The 20,164-nt window shown below is 62.5% G+C and carries 18 protein-coding genes and 1 pseudogene; 6 read left to right on the plus strand and 13 right to left on the minus strand.

Going from position 1 to position 20,164, the window contains the following annotated elements:
* Positions 1 to 123 precede the first annotated feature (123 nt).
* The 4 genes from QKW60_RS02115 to zwf all read right to left on the minus strand — a co-directional run bounded on the left by QKW60_RS02115 (position 124) and on the right by zwf (position 7,054).
* Positions 124 to 3,219, minus strand: a complete 3,096-nt coding sequence (locus QKW60_RS02115) for a methyl-accepting chemotaxis protein (RefSeq protein ID WP_282366061.1) — start codon at positions 3,217 to 3,219, stop codon at positions 124 to 126.
* Between the two features lie 86 nt (positions 3,220 to 3,305).
* A complete protein-coding gene (gene pgi, locus QKW60_RS02120) occupies positions 3,306 to 4,907 on the minus strand; it encodes a glucose-6-phosphate isomerase (RefSeq protein WP_282366063.1) in 1,602 nt (533 codons plus the stop codon).
* Positions 4,908 to 4,922: 15 nt separating this feature from the next.
* Positions 4,923 to 5,594: a 6-phosphogluconolactonase gene (gene pgl, locus QKW60_RS02125; protein WP_282366065.1), complete on the minus strand. Its 672-nt coding sequence runs from the start codon at positions 5,592 to 5,594 to the stop codon at positions 4,923 to 4,925.
* Positions 5,591 to 7,054: a glucose-6-phosphate dehydrogenase gene (gene zwf, locus QKW60_RS02130; protein WP_282366067.1), complete on the minus strand. Its 1,464-nt coding sequence runs from the start codon at positions 7,052 to 7,054 to the stop codon at positions 5,591 to 5,593. Before zwf ends, pgl begins: the two co-directional genes overlap by 4 nt.
* Before the next feature lie 237 nt (positions 7,055 to 7,291).
* Between zwf and QKW60_RS02135 the strand changes: the two genes are divergently transcribed.
* Entirely contained in the window at positions 7,292 to 7,780 is a 489-nt protein-coding gene (locus tag QKW60_RS02135; RefSeq protein WP_282366068.1) for a SixA phosphatase family protein, read from the plus strand.
* A 26-nt stretch (positions 7,781 to 7,806) separates the two neighbouring features.
* On the opposite strand, the gene QKW60_RS02140 is transcribed toward QKW60_RS02135, so the two are convergent.
* The 5 genes from QKW60_RS02140 to QKW60_RS02160 form a co-directional block, all read right to left on the minus strand.
* On the minus strand, positions 7,807 to 8,799 hold the full coding sequence (locus QKW60_RS02140; RefSeq protein ID WP_282366069.1) for a sterol desaturase family protein: 993 nt from the start codon (positions 8,797 to 8,799) through the stop codon (positions 7,807 to 7,809).
* A 132-nt stretch (positions 8,800 to 8,931) separates the two neighbouring features.
* On the minus strand, positions 8,932 to 9,927 hold the full coding sequence (gene acuI, locus QKW60_RS02145; protein WP_282366071.1) for an acryloyl-CoA reductase: 996 nt from the start codon (positions 9,925 to 9,927) through the stop codon (positions 8,932 to 8,934).
* Positions 9,928 to 9,938: 11 nt separating this feature from the next.
* Positions 9,939 to 11,027, minus strand: a complete 1,089-nt coding sequence (locus QKW60_RS02150) for a dimethylsulfoniopropionate demethylase (protein WP_282366072.1) — start codon at positions 11,025 to 11,027, stop codon at positions 9,939 to 9,941.
* A gap of 17 nt (positions 11,028 to 11,044) precedes the next feature.
* The gene (locus QKW60_RS02155) at positions 11,045 to 11,665 is read right to left on the minus strand and encodes a DUF1326 domain-containing protein (RefSeq protein WP_282366073.1); all 621 of its coding nucleotides are present in this window, start codon (positions 11,663 to 11,665) and stop codon (positions 11,045 to 11,047) included.
* 12 nt (positions 11,666 to 11,677) lie between these two features.
* Positions 11,678 to 12,484 (minus strand): DUF2182 domain-containing protein, encoded by an 807-nt coding sequence (locus tag QKW60_RS02160; RefSeq protein WP_282366075.1) that lies wholly within the window; start codon positions 12,482 to 12,484, stop codon positions 11,678 to 11,680.
* A 108-nt stretch (positions 12,485 to 12,592) separates the two neighbouring features.
* Between QKW60_RS02160 and QKW60_RS02165 the strand changes: the two genes are divergently transcribed.
* Positions 12,593 to 13,342 (plus strand): FadR/GntR family transcriptional regulator, encoded by a 750-nt coding sequence (locus tag QKW60_RS02165; protein WP_282366077.1) that lies wholly within the window; start codon positions 12,593 to 12,595, stop codon positions 13,340 to 13,342.
* 15 nt (positions 13,343 to 13,357) lie between these two features.
* Here the strand turns inward: QKW60_RS02165 and QKW60_RS02170 are convergent, their stop codons facing one another.
* Both QKW60_RS02170 and QKW60_RS02175 read right to left on the minus strand, forming a co-directional pair.
* Positions 13,358 to 14,782, minus strand: a complete 1,425-nt coding sequence (locus tag QKW60_RS02170; protein WP_282366078.1) for a peptidoglycan-binding domain-containing protein — start codon at positions 14,780 to 14,782, stop codon at positions 13,358 to 13,360.
* A 128-nt stretch (positions 14,783 to 14,910) separates the two neighbouring features.
* The gene (locus QKW60_RS02175; protein ID WP_282366082.1) at positions 14,911 to 15,162 is read right to left on the minus strand and encodes a hypothetical protein; all 252 of its coding nucleotides are present in this window, start codon (positions 15,160 to 15,162) and stop codon (positions 14,911 to 14,913) included.
* A gap of 198 nt (positions 15,163 to 15,360) precedes the next feature.
* Between QKW60_RS02175 and lipB the strand changes: the two genes are divergently transcribed.
* From lipB to QKW60_RS02195, 4 genes are all read left to right on the plus strand, one after another.
* Positions 15,361 to 16,008: a lipoyl(octanoyl) transferase LipB gene (lipB, locus tag QKW60_RS02180; protein WP_282366083.1), complete on the plus strand. Its 648-nt coding sequence runs from the start codon at positions 15,361 to 15,363 to the stop codon at positions 16,006 to 16,008.
* A 217-nt stretch (positions 16,009 to 16,225) separates the two neighbouring features.
* Positions 16,226 to 16,639 (plus strand): c-type cytochrome, encoded by a 414-nt coding sequence (locus tag QKW60_RS02185; protein ID WP_282366084.1) that lies wholly within the window; start codon positions 16,226 to 16,228, stop codon positions 16,637 to 16,639.
* Between the two features lie 207 nt (positions 16,640 to 16,846).
* On the plus strand, positions 16,847 to 18,517 hold the full coding sequence (gene ctaD / locus QKW60_RS02190) for a cytochrome c oxidase subunit I (RefSeq protein ID WP_282366085.1): 1,671 nt from the start codon (positions 16,847 to 16,849) through the stop codon (positions 18,515 to 18,517).
* A gap of 296 nt (positions 18,518 to 18,813) precedes the next feature.
* Positions 18,814 to 19,308 carry a DUF2244 domain-containing protein gene (locus QKW60_RS02195; protein WP_282366086.1) on the plus strand — a complete coding sequence of 165 codons (495 nt, stop codon included), beginning with the start codon at positions 18,814 to 18,816 and terminating at the stop codon, positions 19,306 to 19,308.
* 5 nt (positions 19,309 to 19,313) lie between these two features.
* Here the strand turns inward: QKW60_RS02195 and QKW60_RS02200 are convergent.
* Together QKW60_RS02200 and QKW60_RS02205 are read right to left on the minus strand one after the other, a co-directional pair.
* Positions 19,314 to 19,889 (minus strand): annotated as a pseudogene (locus QKW60_RS02200) (class I SAM-dependent methyltransferase); the annotation flags it as partial.
* Positions 19,890 to 19,901: 12 nt separating this feature from the next.
* The gene (locus QKW60_RS02205; protein WP_282366088.1) at positions 19,902 to 20,123 is read right to left on the minus strand and encodes a hypothetical protein; all 222 of its coding nucleotides are present in this window, start codon (positions 20,121 to 20,123) and stop codon (positions 19,902 to 19,904) included.
* Positions 20,124 to 20,164 lie beyond the last annotated feature (41 nt).

Here is a 20,164-nt window from a genome sequence, read left to right on the forward strand (position 1 = left end):
TTTACGATCCGATCTTACCTGCCGGAACAACGGGTCGGCCGTGTCGGCGGCACCCGAGGCAAGTTCCTCCCGAGCACTCAGCACAGGTCATTGGAACCGTCGGATACCGTCCCGGTCCAGTCATCAGAATTTGTCCAAACCTGTGGGCTCGGCGGAAGATACCGATCTGCCCCCACCTACCGAAGCAATGCGGATGGGATGTGTCACGCCAGAACCCGCCTCGGCAACGGCGTGGGACAGGGCACCGGACGCATTGCGGGATGTATCTCTGGGTGCCGGCTGCCCAATCCGGAACCGGGCAATCGTCGCGGTCAGCGCCTCGGCGCCCCTGGTCAGCGATTGGCTGGCAACCGAGGCTTGACTGAACAGTGCGGCATTCTGTTGCGTCACCTGATCGATTTGATTCACCGAGATATTGATTTCTGCAAGGCCTTCCGATTGGTCCTGCGCCGAAGCTGCGATTTCCGAGACCCTTTGTGCGATATTTGAAACGGATGCGACGATGCTCTTAAGTGCGCGTCCGGCCTCATCCACAAGACCAACACCGCGTTTGACCTGAGCCGAGGATGCCGAGATGAGACTATCGATCTCGCGCGCAGCTTCCGACGAACGTTGTGCCAGTGCCCGGACCTCGGCCGCGACAACGGCAAACCCCCGTCCGGCTTCCCCGGCTCGGGCCGCCTCGACGCCGGCATTCAGGGCAAGCAGGTTTGTCTGGAAGGCAATGTCATCGATTACACCGATAATCCGCGCGATCCGTTCCGAGGAAGTCTCAATCTCGCCCATCGCCCGGACGGCCTCCTCGACCACAGCGCCCGATGCCTCGGCTGATGCCCGTGCATCGCCGACCACCGCGCTGGCTTCGGAGGCTCCGACCGCCGCTGATCGGACCGAAACCGTCAACTGGTCGAGTGAAGCAGCGGTTTGTTCCAGTGTCGCGGCCTGTTTTTCCGTCCGACCGGTCAGATCTTCGGCCGAGCGTGCAATATCTGCGGCCTCACTTTCTATTCCGGATGCGTTTTCCATAACCACGGCCATCGCTGCGGCCAGTTGCTCAATGGCGTTGTTGAAGTCATCGCGCAGGGTCTCATACTGAGCGACGAAATCACCCTCAATTCTGGCCGTAAGATCTCCTTGTGATAGCCCGCTCAATCCCACGCGAAGCGCTTCAACGACGTCGTTTTGCGCCTCCTCCAGCAACCTGCGTCGTTCCTCGGCGCTTCGCAGGCAACGTTCTGCTTCGGTCATATCGGCCCCCATCAGCACGACTTTCAGCAGTACACCGTCGTGATCATGGATGGGTGAAAGGCTTCCATCGACGACACCTTCCGGACCATTTTCGATCTTCGCCCTGAAGCGCCCAAAAACCGATGACCCCGCCATTAGGCGGTCCCACAGAGATCCGGTCTCAGCCGTCGCGTCGTCATCGAGATGCAGCAGGTCCGTGAGTTGACACGACTTAAGGTCGCGATCTGAAATACCGAGCAGTGATCGCATCTTGTCGTTGGCCCCAATCAGGCCGCCATCTGCCTCAAATTCCGCCGTTGCAAGATTGCGGTCGATCGCGGACAGAACTGCTCGGTTCATACGCTCAACGGTAACGTCGCGCCACTCAACAACAAATCCGATACGGCCCTGCCCCTCCATCTCGACCTCATTGATATCGAGTGCAAATCGGGACTCTCCGACAGGAATTTCTGCCTGGTGCGGAAGAAATTCTGCATCTGCCAGCCTTCGGCGCACTATTTCCTGTGCCGTGTGGAACGCATCCTGAGCGTGCCCAATCACGGCCTCAGGATCGAAGTCGGATGCGACCTTGCGGAACGCGTCGATATGTTGCCTGAAGAGGGTTTCGACTGATGGGTTCGCATAAGATATCACATAGTCGCGGTTCATGATCATCAAGGCGGCAGACGATGCCTCGAATGCAGCACTCTTGAACGCGGCGTCCCGGGCGATCTCGGCGCTTTTTGCCAAGCCATCACGAAACGTCTCAAGCGCGCGCGCTATGGTGCCAATCTCATCGCGCCGCGAGATATCCCGCACGGAAACGTCGTAGTTGCCCTCCGCGATTTCCCGCATGACCGTTGAATTCGCTATGAGAGGGCGTGACAGGCTGCGCGCGATCAGGAAGACAGCCCCGCCAAGGACAAACATGGAAACAAGGCCCGCTGTCACAAGGCTGGCGGTCAGGTCACGAACCGGCGCCAATGTCGTTGCCAGCGGCACCTCATGTACCAGTACCATGTCAAGTCCCGGCAGGGCGACACGACTTGCCATCACGGTCGATCTGACCCCGAACAGGCCGGGTTCCTGTGTCACGGCTTCGTCGGCGGCAAAGGCAGACCTGACCGTCTGAGCCGTGCTACGCAGGGACAGAACGGCGTTCCCGTCAAAGCCGTGGACATCCGACCGGAGTTTGAGGTCTTTGCCCACGAGATAGGTCAAACTGCCTTCAAGGTGATGTTCTGCAGCGCCCCGTGTCAGAAGTGTTACCTGTTGGGCAGAGATCTGGAAGATCAGGGCACCAACGGTCTTGTCGTCGTTGTCCCGCAACGGAACGGCCGCAAAACTCGCCGGTCCGGCACCCGATGGACTGTAGTAGGAAAAGTCGGTGAAGATAACATCCGTCTGGGGCAAGTGCATGACCCGGCGTGCGAGACGCGACAGACTGCTGGAACGCAGTTCGCCAGTGAAAAGATTCTGCCCCAGATCCTCTTCCTTGGCGACGGAATACAAGACGTTTCCCGCCACGTCGATCATGAGGACATCGTGGTAACCTTTCTGTTCGACAAAGGCAGAATAGGCACCGTGATAGCGTCCGTGTGCAATGGAATAGTCCGAAATTTCCGAGACACTCTTCAGCTTGTAGCGCTGCCCTTCCGGAAGGGGATTGAGTTCGATGAAATGGCGACGGAGCAGTGCGCCCGGCGCATCGCCCATCCGTTCCCATGCCCGGGAATAATCTCTCAGCGCGCGAGCTGTCTGCGGGCTTTCGGCCAGCGAACGCAAATCGGCAGAGACGACTGCGAACCAGGCCTCGATCTCCAGCTCCTTGGCATCGACGATTATTTCGACCTGTTCCTCCCCCGCTTTCAAGAGCGCAGCGCGGGCATAGTAGTAGCCGGTGTATCCCATCGTCAGAAGCGCCACGAGTGCGACCGAGCCGAGTACGACCGGCAGCTTCAGGGCCAGACTGACATTGTCCAGTAAACGCATGGGCATCTCCCGCCGGAAAACGCCTTGCGGCGTGTATCCCGGTCAAGATGCGTGCGTGGGCTGAAGATTCGCTTAACTACAACCGCTCAGGCGCCGCGCAGCCAGCCGACGAGCGCGCGGGTGGATCCATCCTTACCGGCCCCGTCCTCCTGTCCGGAAAGGACCGGCTCCAGCGCCAGCGCCAGTTCCTTGCCCAGTTCGACCCCCCATTGATCGAAGGAGTTGATCCCGAGGATCACGCCTTCGACAAAGACCCGGTGTTCGTAAAGCGCGATGATCTGACCGAGAACGAAGGGCGTGAGTTTCGGGTAGAGCAATGTCGTCGATGGCCGGTTGCCGGGAAAGACCCGGTGACGCGCCTGCCGGTCCAGTTCCGCACCGGTCAGCCCCTTTCCGGCCATGATCGCGCGGGCCTCTTCAAGGGATCGCCCGCGCAACAGCGCCTCGGACTGGGCGAGGCAGTTGGCGGCAAGAAGCCGGTGCTGGTGGACCAGATCGGGCTCATGACCTTCGCGGCCCATAAGAAACTCGCACGGGATCACCCGGGTGCCCTGATGGATCAGTTGATAGAAGGCGTGCTGGCCATTGGTGCCGGGTTCGCCCCAGACAACCGGGCCGGAATGGATGGCCAGATCGGTCCCGTCAATCGCCACGCGTTTGCCGTTACTCTCCATCTCCAGCTGCTGAAGATAGGCGGGCAGTCGGGCAAGGCGCTGTTCGTAAGGCAGGACCGCGCGGGTCGCATACCCGCAGATCTGGTTATGCCAGATGCCGGTCAGCGCCAGCATTACCGGCATGTTGCCGGCGAAGGGCGCGTCGCGAAAATGCGCGTCCATCGCCGCGCCGCCCTTCAGAAACTCCTCAAAATCCGCCGGCCCGACGGCGATCATCAGTGACAGGCCCACCGGCCCCCACATCGAATAGCGCCCGCCGACCCAATCGGCGAAACCGAAGACCCGGTCCGGCGCGATACCGAAGGCCGCCGTCTTGTCGGCGGCGGTGGAGACTGCGGCGAACTGCGCGGCCGGGTCGGCGACCTTGTCCGCCATCCAGCGCCGCGCGGTTTCGGCATTTGTCATCGTCTCGATGGTGGTGAAGGTCTTCGAGGCGACGACGATTAGCGTCGTTGTGGGGTTCAGCCCGGCCAACACGTCATGCACATGCGCGCCATCGACGTTGGAGACGAAATGCGCACGCGGCCCGTCAGCATAGGGCGACAGCGCGACGGCGGCCATGGCGGGGCCGAGATCCGATCCGCCAATGCCGATATTGACCACATCGGTGATGCGCCCGCCCTGCCCCGTGATGCGCCCCTCGCGGATGTCGCGGGCAAAGGCTTCCATCCGCGCATGGGTCGCGCGCACCTCGGGCATCACGTCGCAGCCATCGACCGTGACCGAGCCGTCGAGGTTGCGCAGCGCGGTATGCAGGACCGCCCGGCCCTCGGTCTCATTGATCTTTTCGCCAGAAAACATCGCATCCCGTCGGCTCGCCAGATGCGCGGCCTCAGCGAGTCGGACCAGAAGGTCGCGGGCATGGGGGTCGATGGAGGTCTTGGAATAGTCGAAATAGAGCCCATCGGCAGACACCGAGAAATTCTCTGCGCGCCCCTCGACCTTGAACAGATCAAGGATCGGGCGGTCCGAATGGGCTTCATGGTGAAAGCGCAGGTCTTCCCAAAGGGTCATGGTCTCTCCGCAGGATCAGGGGGCCCAGTGAACGGTCGCGTTGGCAAGGACGGCAGCGACCGGCGCTTCTTCGGGCTGCAGGCTTTCGGCCCGTTCGATGGCCGCGCGTTTCTCCGCGCCGGTGATGACGATGTGGCAGGCCATCGCATCGGCCAGCACGCGGGCGGAAAGCGTCATTCGCGGCTCATCCGCACCGGGCGCGCGCATCGGGATCACGATCGGCGCATCCGGGGCCAGCGCCTCGGCGAGCCGGTCTGCGCCGGGAAAGAGTGAGGCGGTATGCATATCCGCCCCCATGCCCAGAAGCAGCACGTCAATCGGCAGGCAGGGTTCGATGGCGGCGGCCAGCGCCCCGACCGCGTCCTCGGGTTCAGGCGTATCGGCGTATAGCGGCAGGAAGGTCGCGGCGGCGGCACGGCCCGTCAGCAGGCGGCGTTTCAACAGCCGCGCGTTCGAGCGTTCATGGCTTTCCGGCACCCAGCGTTCGTCGTTCAGAAAGACCGTCACCCGGTCCCAGTCGAGCTTCACACCAGAAAGGACGTCAAAGATCGGGCCGGGCGTCGTGCCTCCGGGAACGCAGAAGCTGGCCCGGTCATTCTGGCGCAGGGCGGCGGCCAGTTCGCTGGCCAGAAGGTCGGCCAGATCGAACATCATCAGTTCACTGTCTGGGTATTCGACAAACTTCATTCGCGGATCTCCCGCCACCTCCGGCCATCCCTGTGCAGAAGCATAAGCGCATCTTCCGGTCCGGACGACCCCGGATCGTAGCCTTTCGGTCGGTCGCCGCGCGCCTCCCAGGCCGCGATGATCGGATCGGTCCAGGCCCACGCGGCCTCCACCTCATCCCCGCGCATGAAAAGCGTCTGATTGCCGCGGATCACATCCATGATCAGGCGTTCATAGGCGTCCGGAATATCGGCGCCATCCTCGCCCAGAGCCTCGGCAAAGGACATGTCGAGCGGCACCTCGGTCAGACGCATGCCGCCCGGCCCCGGTTCCTTGATCATGACGCTAAGGTTCATGCCCTCATTCGGCTGCAACCGGATCGCCAGCACATTCTCGCGCCAACCCTCTTCATCGCCGAAGATCGAATGAGGGACTTCCTTGAAGACGATGGCAATTTCCGAGGCCCGCCCGCGCAGCTTCTTGCCGGTGCGGAGGTAAAAGGGCGTGCCTTTCCAGCGCCAGTTGGCAATATGCGCCTTCAGCGCGATATAGCTTTCCGTCTTCGTCGCGGGCTCGCCCACATCCTCGGCATAGGAGGGCGCTGCGCCCTTCTTGCCGCCGCCGCGATACTGGCCGCGCACGATATCCTCTGGCTCCACCGGCAGAAGTGCATGGATGACCTTCAGCTTTTCATCCCGCACCGCGTCGGGGTCAAAGCGATAGGGCGGTTCCATCGCGATGAGACACAGAAGCTGCATCAGATGGTTCTGCACCATGTCCCGCATGGCGCCCGACTTGTCGTAATAAGCGCCGCGACCGCCGACGCCTACCGTCTCGGCCACGGTGATCTGGACGTGATCGACATGGCGGGCGTTCCAGAGCGGCTCGAACAGGATGTTGGCGAACCGCACCGCCATCAGGTTCTGGACCGTCTCCTTGCCCAGATAGTGGTCGATCCGGTAGATCTGGCTTTCGTCGAAATGCTCGGCCAACGTCGCGTTCAGCGCCTTGGCACTGGCAAGGTCGCGGCCGAAGGGCTTTTCAACCACGATGCGCGAATTCGGCGTCGCGATGCCGTGGCGGTGCAACCGCTCGGCCAGATCGCCGAAGAGCGACGGACCGACAGAGAAGTAATAGGCCTGCACAACATCGCGGCGGATCAGAGCCGCCAGTTCCGGCCAGCCGCCATCGCCTTTCGCATCCACGGCGACGTAGTGCAGATGGTCGAGGAAACGCGCTACGCTGTCCGCATCACGCCTCTTCACGTCGAGGAATTCCTCGATCGCCTCGGCGACAAAGGCGCGAAAACCCGTCGCGTCCATCTCGGTTCGGGCCGAACCGATGATGCGCGACGTTTCAGGGATCTGCCCGGCGACGAACCGGCGGTAAAGACCCGGCAGGATCTTGCGCCGTGCCAAATCGCCTGTTGCACCGAACACGACCAAGTCGAACGGATCGACCGGAATCACCCGTGAGACCATGTTTCCGTTCCTTTGCGGCTTCCGTTAGCGCTAACGGTGCTGCTAATAGCGCCTTGTCGACAGGAAGTCTAGCATTGGGTATCAGGGCTGACCATCGGCATGGAGAATTCGCGAACACGACGTTTCAGGTCCCCACGGTCACACCCACCTGGACACAATCCGTCGCCATCAGCCTTGCGTTGCAAACCGCAGGGTGAAAGCCTGTCCACCAAGCGGGGAGATTGCGGGATCGGACACATGAGATTATTGCTTCTGTCAGCGGCACTGATGCTCGGGACGGCTCCAGCGGGCACCGCGCAAGAGGCCGTCTTTATCATTCGACACGCCGAGAAGGCCACCGATGGTCAAGACCCCGACATTACCGAAGCCGGGCGCGAACGCGCCAACGCATGGGCCCGACTTCTTTCCGATGCCGGGCTTGACCATGTCATCACGTCCGACGCGCGACGAACGCGTGAAACGGGCAAAATCATCGCCGATAGCCTTGGCCTGCCATTCGGCAGCCTGCCCGTTGCCGACGTCACCGGCCTTCTCGACATGCTGGAATTCGATCACATGGACGACCGTGTCCTGATCGTCGGCCATACCGAAACGATACCGGGCATACTTGAACGTCTGGGAGCCACGGACAAAATCGAGCTTGGCCAGAACGACTATGACAATCTTTTCGTGCTCGTGGCGTCAGATGCGGAACCGCGGCGCGTGATCCGTCTGCACATGCCTTGAATGCGCGAACGCAAATCGCGGTTTGCCTACTGCCCGTACATCCGCTTCTTGCGCGCCCTTGTGTCCTTCGTCCCGGCCTCTGTCCCGTCGTGGAAGGTGCCGAACCAGCGATCCCACGGCATTTCCTGATTGCCATAGTTGCACTCGTAGTATCGGTGGTGAAGCTGGTGATAGAAGGTACCCAGCGCCAGCCTCCTTTTGTCCTTGATCAGCAGGTCCTCATAGCCGGTATGCGTCATCGCCGCGCCGGGGCCCTGATAGAGAACATGAAAGATCAGATGGACCGGATGAGTGGGCACAATCCAGTGGATGGCGAAGGACGAGAAATAGAGGAACGTTTCGACCGGATGCATCGACATGCCGGACCAGGGGCCGATATTGACGTTGCGGTGATGCAGCGAATGAACGGTCCGATACAGGAACGGCACATGCAAAAACCGGTGCACCCAGTAGAAATGGAAGGCCGACCAGATCGGCAGCAGCATCAGGGCAAGAACGAACCAGACAGGGTGTTCGGCAAACCTGATCACCGGCACATGGCCGTTTGCCATCAGCCACATCGTCACCACCTGCCAGAGGGTCAGGAAGGCCACACCCGGTCCAAGCGTCCAGAACATGTTGTCATGGACCTGATCGGCGAAATTCCACAGCCGGTTGCCCCGCGCCTGATCCTTATGGTCGAATTTCAGCCGCCTGCCCTGCCCTTTCCGCATGTAGAAATACCAGTGCAGCCCGCCCGCCACCGCAACCACCAGGCCCATGTTGATCGCCCAGACCTGTGCGACCCAGCCGAGGGAAAAACTCTGTGCTGTTTCCAGCGCGGGATAGGCGGTGAGGTAGAGGAGGACGGCAAGGATCACCATCATCACCCGCTCGCTCAGCATCAGCCAATGCCGGGCAAGCCAGCGGATCAGGAACCCCGGATCAGGCGGCCAGCGAAAGATCGAGGGATCGGCAAGCGGCAGGTCCGGGTGGTAGTTCCACTCGCGGCTCATCGGCGCGTCGTCGCCAAGGCTCATCCCGTTGCCCCCGAATACGGATGCGATCGGGATCAGGCTATCGCCGGGTTCGGTTTCCCGGCAACGCCATTTGCGACCTTATGCGTCGCCCGGGTGCAATCGGCCCGCATCCGGACGACGCGCGAAACGCGCTCAAGCGTTCACGTCGACGACGACGCGGCCCTTGACCTGACCTTTCAGGATGTCGCGGCCAAGGCCGGGCAGGTCCGAAAGCGTCGCGGGTTGGATCATCGCCTCAAGCTTGTCCATCGGCAGGTCCTTGGCGATCCGCTCCCATGCGCGAACACGATTGGCATAGGGCTGCATGACCGAGTCGATGCCCAGAAGGTTCACACCGCGCAGAATGAAGGGCGTGATCAGTGCGCCCTCTATGGCGGCCCCGCCTGCAAGACCCACGGCGGCGACCGAGGTGCCGTATTTCATCTGCTTCAGCACCCGGCCCAGCATCGCGCCCGCCACCGCATCAATGCAGCCCGCCCATTGCTCGCCCTCCAAGGGCTTGCGGGTCACTTCGGTCAGCTCGTCGCGTGCGACGATCTGCGTAGCGCCGAGGCTTGTCAGATAATCCGCCGTCTCGGGCCGCCCGGTAACGGCAGCGACCTCATGACCGAGCTTGGCCAGGATCGCGGTCGCGACCGAGCCCACCCCACCGGCGGCGCCCGTCACCAGAACCGGTCCGTGGCCCGGCTCAAGCCCGTGATCCTCCAGCGCCATGACCGAGAGCATTGCGGTCAGGCCTGCCGTGCCGACCGCCATCGCCTGCCTTGTGGTCAGGCCCTTGGGCAACGGCACAAGCCAGTCGGCCCTCACGCTTGCCTTTTGGGAATAGCCACCCCAATGCGCCTCGCCCACGCGCCAGCCGGTCAGCACGACCTTGTCGCCCGCCTTGTAACGCGGATCAGACGATTTCTCGACCGTACCCGCGAAGTCGATGCCCGGCACATGGGGATAGTTGCGTACAAGCCCCCCGCCCGGCCCAATGCAGAGCCCGTCCTTGTAGTTCACAGTGGAATATTCGACCGCGACAAGAACCTCGCTTTCGGGCAGCCGGCTTTCCTCGATCGCCTCGACCGCAGCGGCGGTCTTGCCGCTTTCCTCGTCCTTCGTGACCACCAGCGCGTTGATCATCGCCTCTCTCCTCAAATCCAGAATTTCTCCTGCACGACTGCATCTCGCATGCCGTCCTGCGTTTCCACTTCGACCTTGCTGCCCGCGTCCCAATGGCTGTCGGCGATCATACCGATAGCGACATTGGTGCCGAAATCGGGGCTGCGCACGGCGCTTGTCACCTGTCCAACGGTCTCGCCCCGGGCATAGACATGCCAGAGCCGGTCGCAGGGCGGGATGTCTCCGTCTATCGCCACCGCCCTGATCATCTTGCGCGCCGGACGAAGCCCCAGCCCTGCCTTGCCGATATACTCGGCCGGCGCATTGACGAACTTGCCAAGCCCTGCCTCCATCGGCGTGTTCTCCCGCGTCATGTCGTTACCGTAGCTGAGCAGACCGCCCTCGACCCGTTCGATCAGATTGGGGCACCCGGCGCGCACGTCCATGTCTTCGCCCGCCTTGAACAACGCCTCCCAGAGCGGCATGCCAAGATCGAAATCATCGACATAGATCTCGAACCCGCCCTGTTTGGAATAGCCCGATCGGGCTATGACGAAGTCATGCCCTTCGAAGGCCAGCCGCTTGTAGCGGAAGAAGCGGATGTCGCGCACCGCGTCGCCGAAGACCCGGGCCATCAGATCATCCGATTTCGGCCCCTGAATGGCGAGGGGAGAGACATCGGGTTCCTCCACCACGACATCCAGTTCCAGCGCATCCGCGATACCCAGCACGTATTGCAGGAAATCGCTGTCGGCGATGGAGATCCAGTAGTGATCGGGGGCGAGTTTCACCGCCACAGGATCGTTCAGCATTCCTCCATTCCGGTCCACGACCGGAATATAGTAGCACTGATCGTCCGCCATCTTTGTGAGGTCTCGCGGACTGAGCAGTGTCATCAGGCGAAGCGCGTCGCGTCCCTTGACGCTTACCTGCCGCTCGCACGCCACGTCCCACACCTGAACATTGCGCTTCAGGTGATGGTAATCATTGACGAAATCCTGCCCAAACCGGGTGGGAAGCAGCATGTGGTTATAGACCGTGTAGCCCTTGACCCCGGCGGCTTCGACACCGGGCGTGAAAGGGGTTCGGCGCACGCGCCGCGAGGGGGTGATGTCGGCCATGTTTGTCCCCGATCAGGTCAGTTCGGACCATGCCAGTCGATCTGGCAGATCTCGGCCGAACGGCCATCGAAATCCCAGACCCGGCCGAAGGCGCGCACCTTGCCTTTCGAAGCTTTCGCTACGGTGATGTCCGGGCCCATCCAGTATTCGGTATTGCTGACGACGATATCCTCGCCGCCCTTGCCCGCAACCGGCGCAATCTCGCCCTTGATAGCCTTGCCCACCATCAGGCGGCGGGTCTTGCCCTCGGTCTCATAGCTGACCGGTGCGCGTTCGGCGCCCAGAAACTCGCTGACCAGCACCTTGAACAGCCCGGTCGTGCCGCGTGCCTGGCCAGTGAAGACCTTCAGCAGCCCCTCAAAGGCCTTGTCGCTGGCGCGGTCATCGATATAGGCTGCCGCCTTCCAGTTGCCACGTCCCATCTTGCCGGGGATTTCCAGGAGAAGGCCGATATTCAGGCCCGAAATATCCTCGCCGTCATAGTGGCCCTTGTCGATGCGGATACCGGCCCAGCCCATGCAGTAGCCTTCGGTCGGGGGGTGGTCGCCGAGCGAGATCACGCAAGGACAGAAGACCGTGCAGTTGCAGTTGAGGATCAGTTCCCCCTTGATGGCCCATTCGGGCAATGTGTCGGCCATATCGGTCCTCCGTCAGACGAGTTGCAATGCGCGAAGAGTGACGATACCCCCCGCAAGGATCAGCGCCCAACCGGCGGGCCGGCTGAGCCAACGCCCGATCTCGGGCAGTTTTTCCAAAGTCATGAAGAGCGTCGCCGCCCCCATCCAGATCAGGTTCATCGCGCCGCCGACGAAACCAAGGGCCATCAGCGCCCAGCAACAACCGAGGCAAAGCGCACCGAGGCGCAGGCCCATCGTCAGGGCGGCGGCGGGGCCGGGCTGCCAGTGCTGCATGAAGAAAGTCAGCGGCATCCGGCATTTCGCAAGACAGGACGCCTTGAAGGCCGAGAACTGATAGGCCCCCGCACCGAACAGCAGCGCCGCCGTCAGCCAGGGCGACAGGCTCGCCCCTGCTGGCGTCAACATGCCCTGTCGTGCCAACGCCCATTGCGTGGACGCCCCGAGAACCGACGCGACCAGCCAGACGGCGACATACCCCGCGACTAGGGCCGCAGCGCCTATCCCCGTCGTTGCCCCGGTGGCCGACAGATCATTGAAGGTTCGAAGCGCGGGCACGAAGGTCGGCAGCATCATCGCCGTGGCCATCAGCGCCCACATCGCCCAGAGGGCAATGGGGTTCGCATCGGCCGCCGAAGCGCACAGCGCCGCCCAGAATTCGGCGGGAACATCGGCAAGTTCGGCCCCTGGCAGACCGCGCGCCATCAGCGCAACGGCAATCCATGACAGAAGGATCAGCCCATAGAAACCAAGCCAACCCACCGCGCGTGGGCTGAGCCAGACAGGCCCTCGCCTTTCACCACGCAGGATCGGTGCGGACATGGTTGCCCCCAGGCAGAAAAGGATGGACGGACAGCCCCGTCCTGCCTAGGGTCTACCTATCCGGGGCAAATGTCAAACATTTAATGTCTGACAATTGAGGGCGGTGTGATGAAGGGCTTGAAACTCGGTACCGAAGGCGAATTGCCGATCCGCATCGCGGCAGCAATCCGTGACGCGATTGTGGCGGGGCGGCTCATCGTCGATGAACGCCTGCCCTCGGAACAGGAACTGGCCGAGCAGTTCAGCGTGTCGCGCCCCACGGTGCGCGAGGCGCTGAAACGCCTCGCGGCGCAAAGCCTGATCCGCACTCAGAGGGGCGCGACCGGCGGCGCCTTCATCAACCGGATATCGTATGAGGAGGCGGCGGGGCAGCAGATCACGACCTCGACACTGCTTCTCAGCATGAACGCGGTGGATTTCGAGACTGCCTGCGAAGCGCGCTACGCACTCGAACGCGCCTGCGTACCCTTTGCCGCCGAACGGCGTGAGGCCGACCATCTCGCGGCGATGCGGGCTGAAATCTTCCGCCAGACCCAGCCGGGTCTGTCGGACGAAAGCTTTTGCGCCTCGGACGTGGCCTTTCACCGCGCGCTCGTCGATGCGGCGGCCAACCCCGTTCTCTCTTACCAACTTGCCGGTGCGGTTGAGGCGATGCAGCCCCTGATGAACATGATCACATTCACCGCCCGGTCGCGCGAAAAGATCGTGTCCTTTCATACGACCATAGCCGATGCCATCGAAGCCAGGGACACAGCCACAGCAGAGGCAGCGCTGGCAGATCTTGCCGCCTATACAATCGGACTTGCCGCCGACATCCGCGCCAAACGCCTTACGACGAAAGGCGCGGCCGGGCGGTAAAGGTCTACCGGGCGCTCAATCCCCGAACAGAAGGAACGGCAGGCGCGCGGCAAGCGGCAGCGCGTTGACCTGATCGGCGCTGACCGTCGTTGCGGGCGCGGTTTCAGCGGCCGCCATTTCACCTTCACCCGAGGCTTCTGGCACGACGAATGTCGGCAAAACCGCAGGCGCTTCTGGGGCCGAGGCCTGATCCGCCTTGCCCGCAATCGTATAGGCCGCCTTACGCACCAGTTGCATCCGGTCGGGCTGACCCGGCGTGAATGGCACCGTTCCCGTCGTCGCGGCGGCCGAAATCGCCATGTCGTACCAGTCGAAAGCCAGATCCGCCCGCTGTGCGGCACCGAAGCCCTGGCTCAGATGATGGCCGAGCAACTCGCCATAGGCGCCCTCGCCCAAGGCCGCGAGTATGAGACCCGAAGCAACGGCTATATCCATATTGTCCTCGGCATAGCCAACCGACAGGCAGATCTTCGCCGTGGCGGCAAGCTGCACGGGTGCCATGCCTGAACTCAAGGCAAAGCCGCGCACATCGGCGACGACCGCCTCGGCCGGTTCCAGCGACAGTGCGGCAACCTGCGCCTTCATCGCCGGACCAAAGCCCGCACATTGCGCCGAGATATCGGCCTTCGTCACACCCGGCACCTTGGCGGCCAGTTCCTCGCCCTCGGCGATGGCGAAGCTACGGACAAGGCAGAACTGCTCGCCAAGCGCGGTCATCGGGTCGGTCATCGTCGCCGCCGTCATGTAGCCGCCATTGGTGGAGGTCATCAGCCCGATCCGGTTGCAATGCGAGGCAAGCGAGGCAGCCACCGCACCACCGCCAAGGAAGGTCGGCAGGCCCGGCGCTGCTGGTTCGGTTTCCGGCTCGGTCATGGCTTCGGTCGCTGCCGGGGCTTCGGGCGCCGGGGCGGGTGTGGTGGGCGTAACCGCGAACTGCGTCTGCGGCACAATGCCTGCCGCCTCATCCCGCCACTGCAGCAGGAGGCCACGCATACCCATCGGGTTCGCCGCGGCTTGCTGCATCGTCACCGGTCCACCCGCGATGGCGCGGTGGTAGGAGGTGATCAGATGGTTGCGCTCATAATCGGTCAGATAGCCCGTCGCCGGATAGCCGAGCGTCGACTGGTACTGCGCGATCGCGGCCCGCGACTGGCGGCCGAGAACGCCGTCAGGCGCGCCGACGGGATAGCCAAAATAGTTGAGCGCGACCTGAGTGTCGCGATTTACGGCGCGTGTCGCCGAACTGATGCCCGAGCTTGTCGACTTGCGCACGACGGTGCGCTGCCTCTTCTTGTTGGATTCGTTGACGATGGCACCGCCAATCAGCCCCCCGATGATGCCGCCGGCGATGGCATCGCCCGCATCGGCCAGAACCGGTGTCGCCGGCGTGAAGGCCAGCGACATCGCCACGGCACCGGTTGCAAATCCCTTGCAGATCATAGTCCCCTCCCAAATGGCAGACGGTCCGGACCCGCAAGCAGATGGGCCCGGCACCGCATCTCAAGAATATCAATACCCGCCAGTCTGCGCCCTTTTTGCCGATCTGGCAAATCCGGCTTCAGCCTCGATCACTCGTCACGGGTTATCCGGATGTAACTCGCCCGGTTCATCTGGGCATGGGGTGCGACCAGCCGCGTGACCTGACGCGCGGTATGCCGCGGCACGTAACGGTCGGGTTCCACGACGGGCTTGTCGTAAAGCACCCGGTTCATCTGGGCTGTGGGTTGCGGCACCTCTGCCTGCGCGGCGATGAGGACGGATGCAAACAAAAGACCTGCAATAACGGCGACCGATCCGGCCGCCACATGGAATACACTCATGGCTGCCTCCAATGGCATCTATTGAAATACGGGATGGGGGAATGCCCCCGACTTACTGGAATGGTCGCATAATGCGCCCGGCCCGGTCCTGCCGCCAGTCCGGTATTCCTGCCCCGTCAGGTTCCCAAGCGAGAGATACTTTTCACCTCTTGCGCGAGGGGGTATGTCCATGCGGAGAACGCCGCTTGAGGATCAACATTGGTCGAATGGATCACCAGCCCGGGCCTCGTGCCCTACGACCACGCGCTTGCCGAGATGGAAGCGCGGGTCGCCGCCATGGCCGAGGGCCGCGCGGGTGAGGCGATCTGGCTTCTGGAACACCCGCCGCTCTACACCGCGGGCACCTCTGCCCGCGCCGAGGATCTGACCGATCCCGATCGGTTCCCGGTTTTCGTGGCGGGACGCGGCGGGCAATACACCTACCATGGCCCCGGCCAGCGCGTGGCCTATGTCATGCTCGACCTGAACAAACGCGGCCGGGACGTGCGCGCCTTTGTCGGTCGGCTGGAAGCCTGGGTCATCGCGGCGCTTGCCGAGTTCAACATCCGGGGCGAGGTCCGTGAGGGCCGCGTCGGCGTCTGGGTCACGCGGCCCGACAAGCCGCCGCTGCACGATGGCAGCCCGCGCGAGGACAAGATCGCGGCAATCGGCGTGAAGCTGAGGAAATGGATCAGCTTTCATGGGATTTCCATCAACGTCGAACCCGACCTGTCGCATTTCGACGGGATCGTGCCCTGCGGTATCCGCGACCACGGGGTCACAAGCCTCGTCGATCTCGGCCTGCCTGTGACGATGGACGACCTCGACGGGGCACTGAAAGCGACCTTCGCGACGGCATTCGGATGATATCCTTCGCAGGGCACCGGCACCGGGTAACGCGCATTTCCTACTGACTATTGTCAGAGAAGTTTTTTGGCCGCTTCCCTCCTGATCGCAAAAACGTATGGAACTAGTATGTCAACCCGGCCATTTGACTTATCGCAAGTCGCCGGGGAACCGGCCATGCTATGCGCGCGTGACGCAGTTCACCTGCGCGCGAGTTACGACAAAGAGGACCATGATGATGAAAACCAGATTTCTTGCCCTTGCCGCCGCGCTGACCCTAGCCGGTCCCGCCTTTGCCGAAGGCGATGCCGCCAAGGGCGAATCGGACTTCAAGAAATGCAAGGCCTGCCACATGATCGTGGCCGATGACGGCACCGAAATTCAAAAGGGCGGCAAGACGGGTCCGAACCTTTACGGTGTGATTGGCCGCGCCGTCGGCTCGACCGATTTCAAATACGGTGACTCGATCAAGGCCCTCGGCGAAACCGGGCTGGTCTGGGACGAGGCGGAGCTTGCCGCCTACATCACCGATCCCAAGGCCTGGCTTCAGGACAAGTCCGGCGATGCTGCGGCGAAGTCGAAGATGACCTTCAAGCTGACCAAGGGCCAGGAAGACATGGCCGCCTACCTCGCCTCGGTCACCGCCCAGTAAGCATTTCGCGCGAAAAAACAGCGCCCCACCTCTTTTTACAAGGGGGTGGGGCGCCGTACGAGGGCACGGATTGCCCCAAGGTGCGGCAATTTTTCCTGTTCCCTGCGGCTTGGTGGATTGCCCAAGCTGAAAACGCCCACTATTACGGGGCCGGACGAGGTATCGGTGCAACGGCCGGTGCCCCCGTGCATGGAATGGGAGAACAGCATGGCCGACGCAGCCGTTCATGGCCACGGTGATCATGGGCACCCCGGGTTCTTTACCCGCTGGTTCATGTCCACCAACCACAAGGATATCGGTATCCTCTACCTCTTCACGGCTGCCGCCGTGGGTCTGATCTCGGTGATCTTCACCGTCTATATGCGTTTGGAGCTGATGCATCCGGGCGTGCAATATATGTGCCTTGAGGGCGCGCGGTTCTTCGCATCTGACGAGGTCTGCACCCCGAACGGCCATATCTGGAACGTGATGGTGACTTATCACGGCGTCCTGATGATGTTCTTCGTGGTCATTCCCGCGCTCTTCGGCGGTTTCGGCAACTATTTCATGCCGCTGCATATCGGTGCGCCCGACATGGCCTTCCCGCGTATGAACAACCTGTCCTACTGGATGTTCGTAGCCGGTGTGGCGCTTGGCGTCGCCTCGCTTCTCTCGCCGGGCGGCAACGACCAGGCGGGCTCGGGCGTGGGCTGGGTTCTCTACCCGCCGCTGTCCACTAACGAGGCAGGCTGGTCGATGGACCTCGCGATCTTCGCGGTCCACGTGTCGGGCGCGTCCTCGATCCTTGGCGCGATCAACATGATCACGACCTTCCTGAACATGCGCGCACCGGGCATGACCTTGCACAAGGTGCCGCTTTTCGCCTGGTCGATCTTCGTCACCGCCTGGCTGATCCTGCTGTCGCTGCCGGTTCTGGCGGGCGCGATCACCATGCTTCTGACCGACCGCAACTTCGGCACCACCTTCTTCCAGCCCTCGGGCGGCGGTGACCCGATCCTCTACCAGCACATCCTGTGGTTCTTCGGTCACCCCGAGGTTTACATCATCATCGTGCCGGGATTCGGCATCATCTCTCACGTCATCGCGACCTTCTCGAAGAAGCCGATCTTCGGCTACCTCCCGATGGTCTATGCGATGGTCGCGATCGGTGTTCTGGGCTTCGTCGTCTGGGCCCACCACATGTACACCGTCGGCATGTCACTAACCCAGCAGTCCTACTTCATGCTGGCCACGATGGTGATCGCGGTGCCAACCGGCATCAAGGTCTTCAGTTGGATCGCGACGATGTGGGGCGGCTCGATCGAGTTCAAGACGCCGATGCTCTGGGCCTTCGGGTTCCTGTTCCTCTTCACCGTCGGCGGCGTGACCGGCGTGGTGCTGAGCCAGGCCCCTGTCGACCGGGTCTATCACGACACCTACTACGTCGTGGCGCACTTCCACTACGTGATGTCCCTGGGCGCCGTCTTCGCGATCTTCGCGGGCGTCTATTTCTGGATCGGCAAGATGTCGGGCCGTCAGTATCCGGAATGGGCGGGCAAGCTGCACTTCTGGATGATGTTCATCGGTGCGAACCTGACCTTCTTCCCGCAGCACTTTCTGGGCCGTCAGGGCATGCCGCGCCGCTACATCGACTATCCGGAGGCCTTCGCCCACTGGAACTTCATCTCGTCGATGGGCGCGTTCCTGTCCTTCGCCTCGTTCCTCTTCTTCATCGGCATCGTGTTCTACACGCTCCGCGCCGGGAAGCGGGTGTCTGAGGCGAACTACTGGAACCCCTATGCCGACACGCTGGAATGGACCCTGCCCTCGCCGCCGCCGGAGCATACGTTCGAACAGCTCCCCAAGCAGAGCGACTGGGATCACGGGCACGCCCACTGATCAAAGCAAAGGGCCCCGGAGAAATCCGGGGCCTTTTTCTTTCCAGCCGCGCCTCAGAGATCCGCACAGATAGCCCATCCCGGACCACACCTCGATCCGCCGATGGTCGTGCTCGCCGACATGGTCTTGCCGGGACGTTTCGTTGATGATTTCCCCGGTCCGGTCACCGGAGAAGATGTAGCCAAGACAGGGGGGCGGTGGTCATCTCGGCAGCGGCTCAGCCCTCCTGACCACGTTGAACCCGACGGGAATCACGGATAGGCAGGTGGGTAGCAAGCGGCTGGAGACATACGCAGTTGCCCTATGAATGGATCAGACGCGAACCGACCGATCTTGTCCCGGCCGAACTGCATCTCTGGCCCTATCGGTCGCTGCCCCGCAAGGGCTTCGTGTTCTTCATCGGGGTGACGGCCGCGCTTCTCGCACTTCCGCTTTTCGCGGCCCTCGGCACGCTGGTTTTCTGGGGGCTACTGCCTTTCCTCATCGCCGCCGTCTGGGGTCTCTGGCATGCGCTGTCACGCAGTTACCGGCAGGGCGAGACGGCCGAGGTCTTGCGGCTCTGGCCCGACCGGATCGAGATTTCGCGCCGCATGCCGGACGGCGGTGAAAAGCACTGGCACGCCAACCCCTATTGGGTCCGGGTGACGCTCTACAGATCCGGCGGGCCGGTCCCCTTCTACCTCACGCTCAAGGGTGAGAACCGCGAGGTGGAGCTTGGCGCGTTTCTGACCGAGGCGGAACGCAAGGCGTTAGAGGGCGAGGTGCGGACAGCGCTGGCCACCCTGCCCTGACCGGATTAGCCGCCGGGCTTAACACCCGACACCGCCCATATCCGGTGCGGCACGGTCAGGGGGTCTTCCGGAAAACCTGTGACCAAAAGATCGGCCAGTTCCATATCGAACTGCGCCACCTCCCCGTCCTTCAGCGAGGCTTTGATCGCTGCGCTCGCTTGGATGCGGCCGCGCCAGGCCTCATGGCTGTAGGATTGCCGGTGATCGAAGGAGAAGCTCTCAATTCCGTCGAATCCTGCGCCAGCCAGATCGGCAAACCAGCCAGGATAGAGCCCGGTGCCGCCACCCATCGTCCAAGCTGGATTATGGCGCAGGATCAGATTCTCGGTCGCGGCCACGACATTGCCCGGAAAGGGCAGCCAGTCGAAATGCGCGATCACGATGCGCCCGCCGGGCCGGATGAGGCGGAAAGCCTCGGCCGCCGCACGCGGGCGGTCGAACCAGTGCCAACACTGCCCCGCGGTAACAAGGTCCAAGGATCTGTCCGCTCCGCCCGGCAACTCCGCTTTGCCGCTCCGGTATGCCACCGTAACTCCGGCTTCAGCATCCAGCGCCTGCGCCTCTGCGATCAGCGCGTCGGAAGGATCGAGCCCCTAAACCGTCAGACCAAGCCGCGCAAGCCCCCGCGCCACCGTTCCAGTTCCGGTCCCGAGATCGAGCGCCCGCTCACCGGGAATCGCCCATCTCCGATGCGACAGAACACGGAAAAATCGGTCGGGAAAACCGGCCCGATGGGAGCGGTACTCCCCCGCCACCCGGCCGAAATCCACCGATCCGCCAAACTCCCGCGTTGCGTTGATATCAGGCCCGGCCATGCCCCTCACTTTCTGTCCGAAAATACTCTCGGGGGGAATTG

The sequence above is a fragment of the Albidovulum aestuarii genome (genome assembly GCF_029961185.1).
GTDB classification, from domain to species: domain Bacteria; phylum Pseudomonadota; class Alphaproteobacteria; order Rhodobacterales; family Rhodobacteraceae; genus Albidovulum; species Albidovulum aestuarii.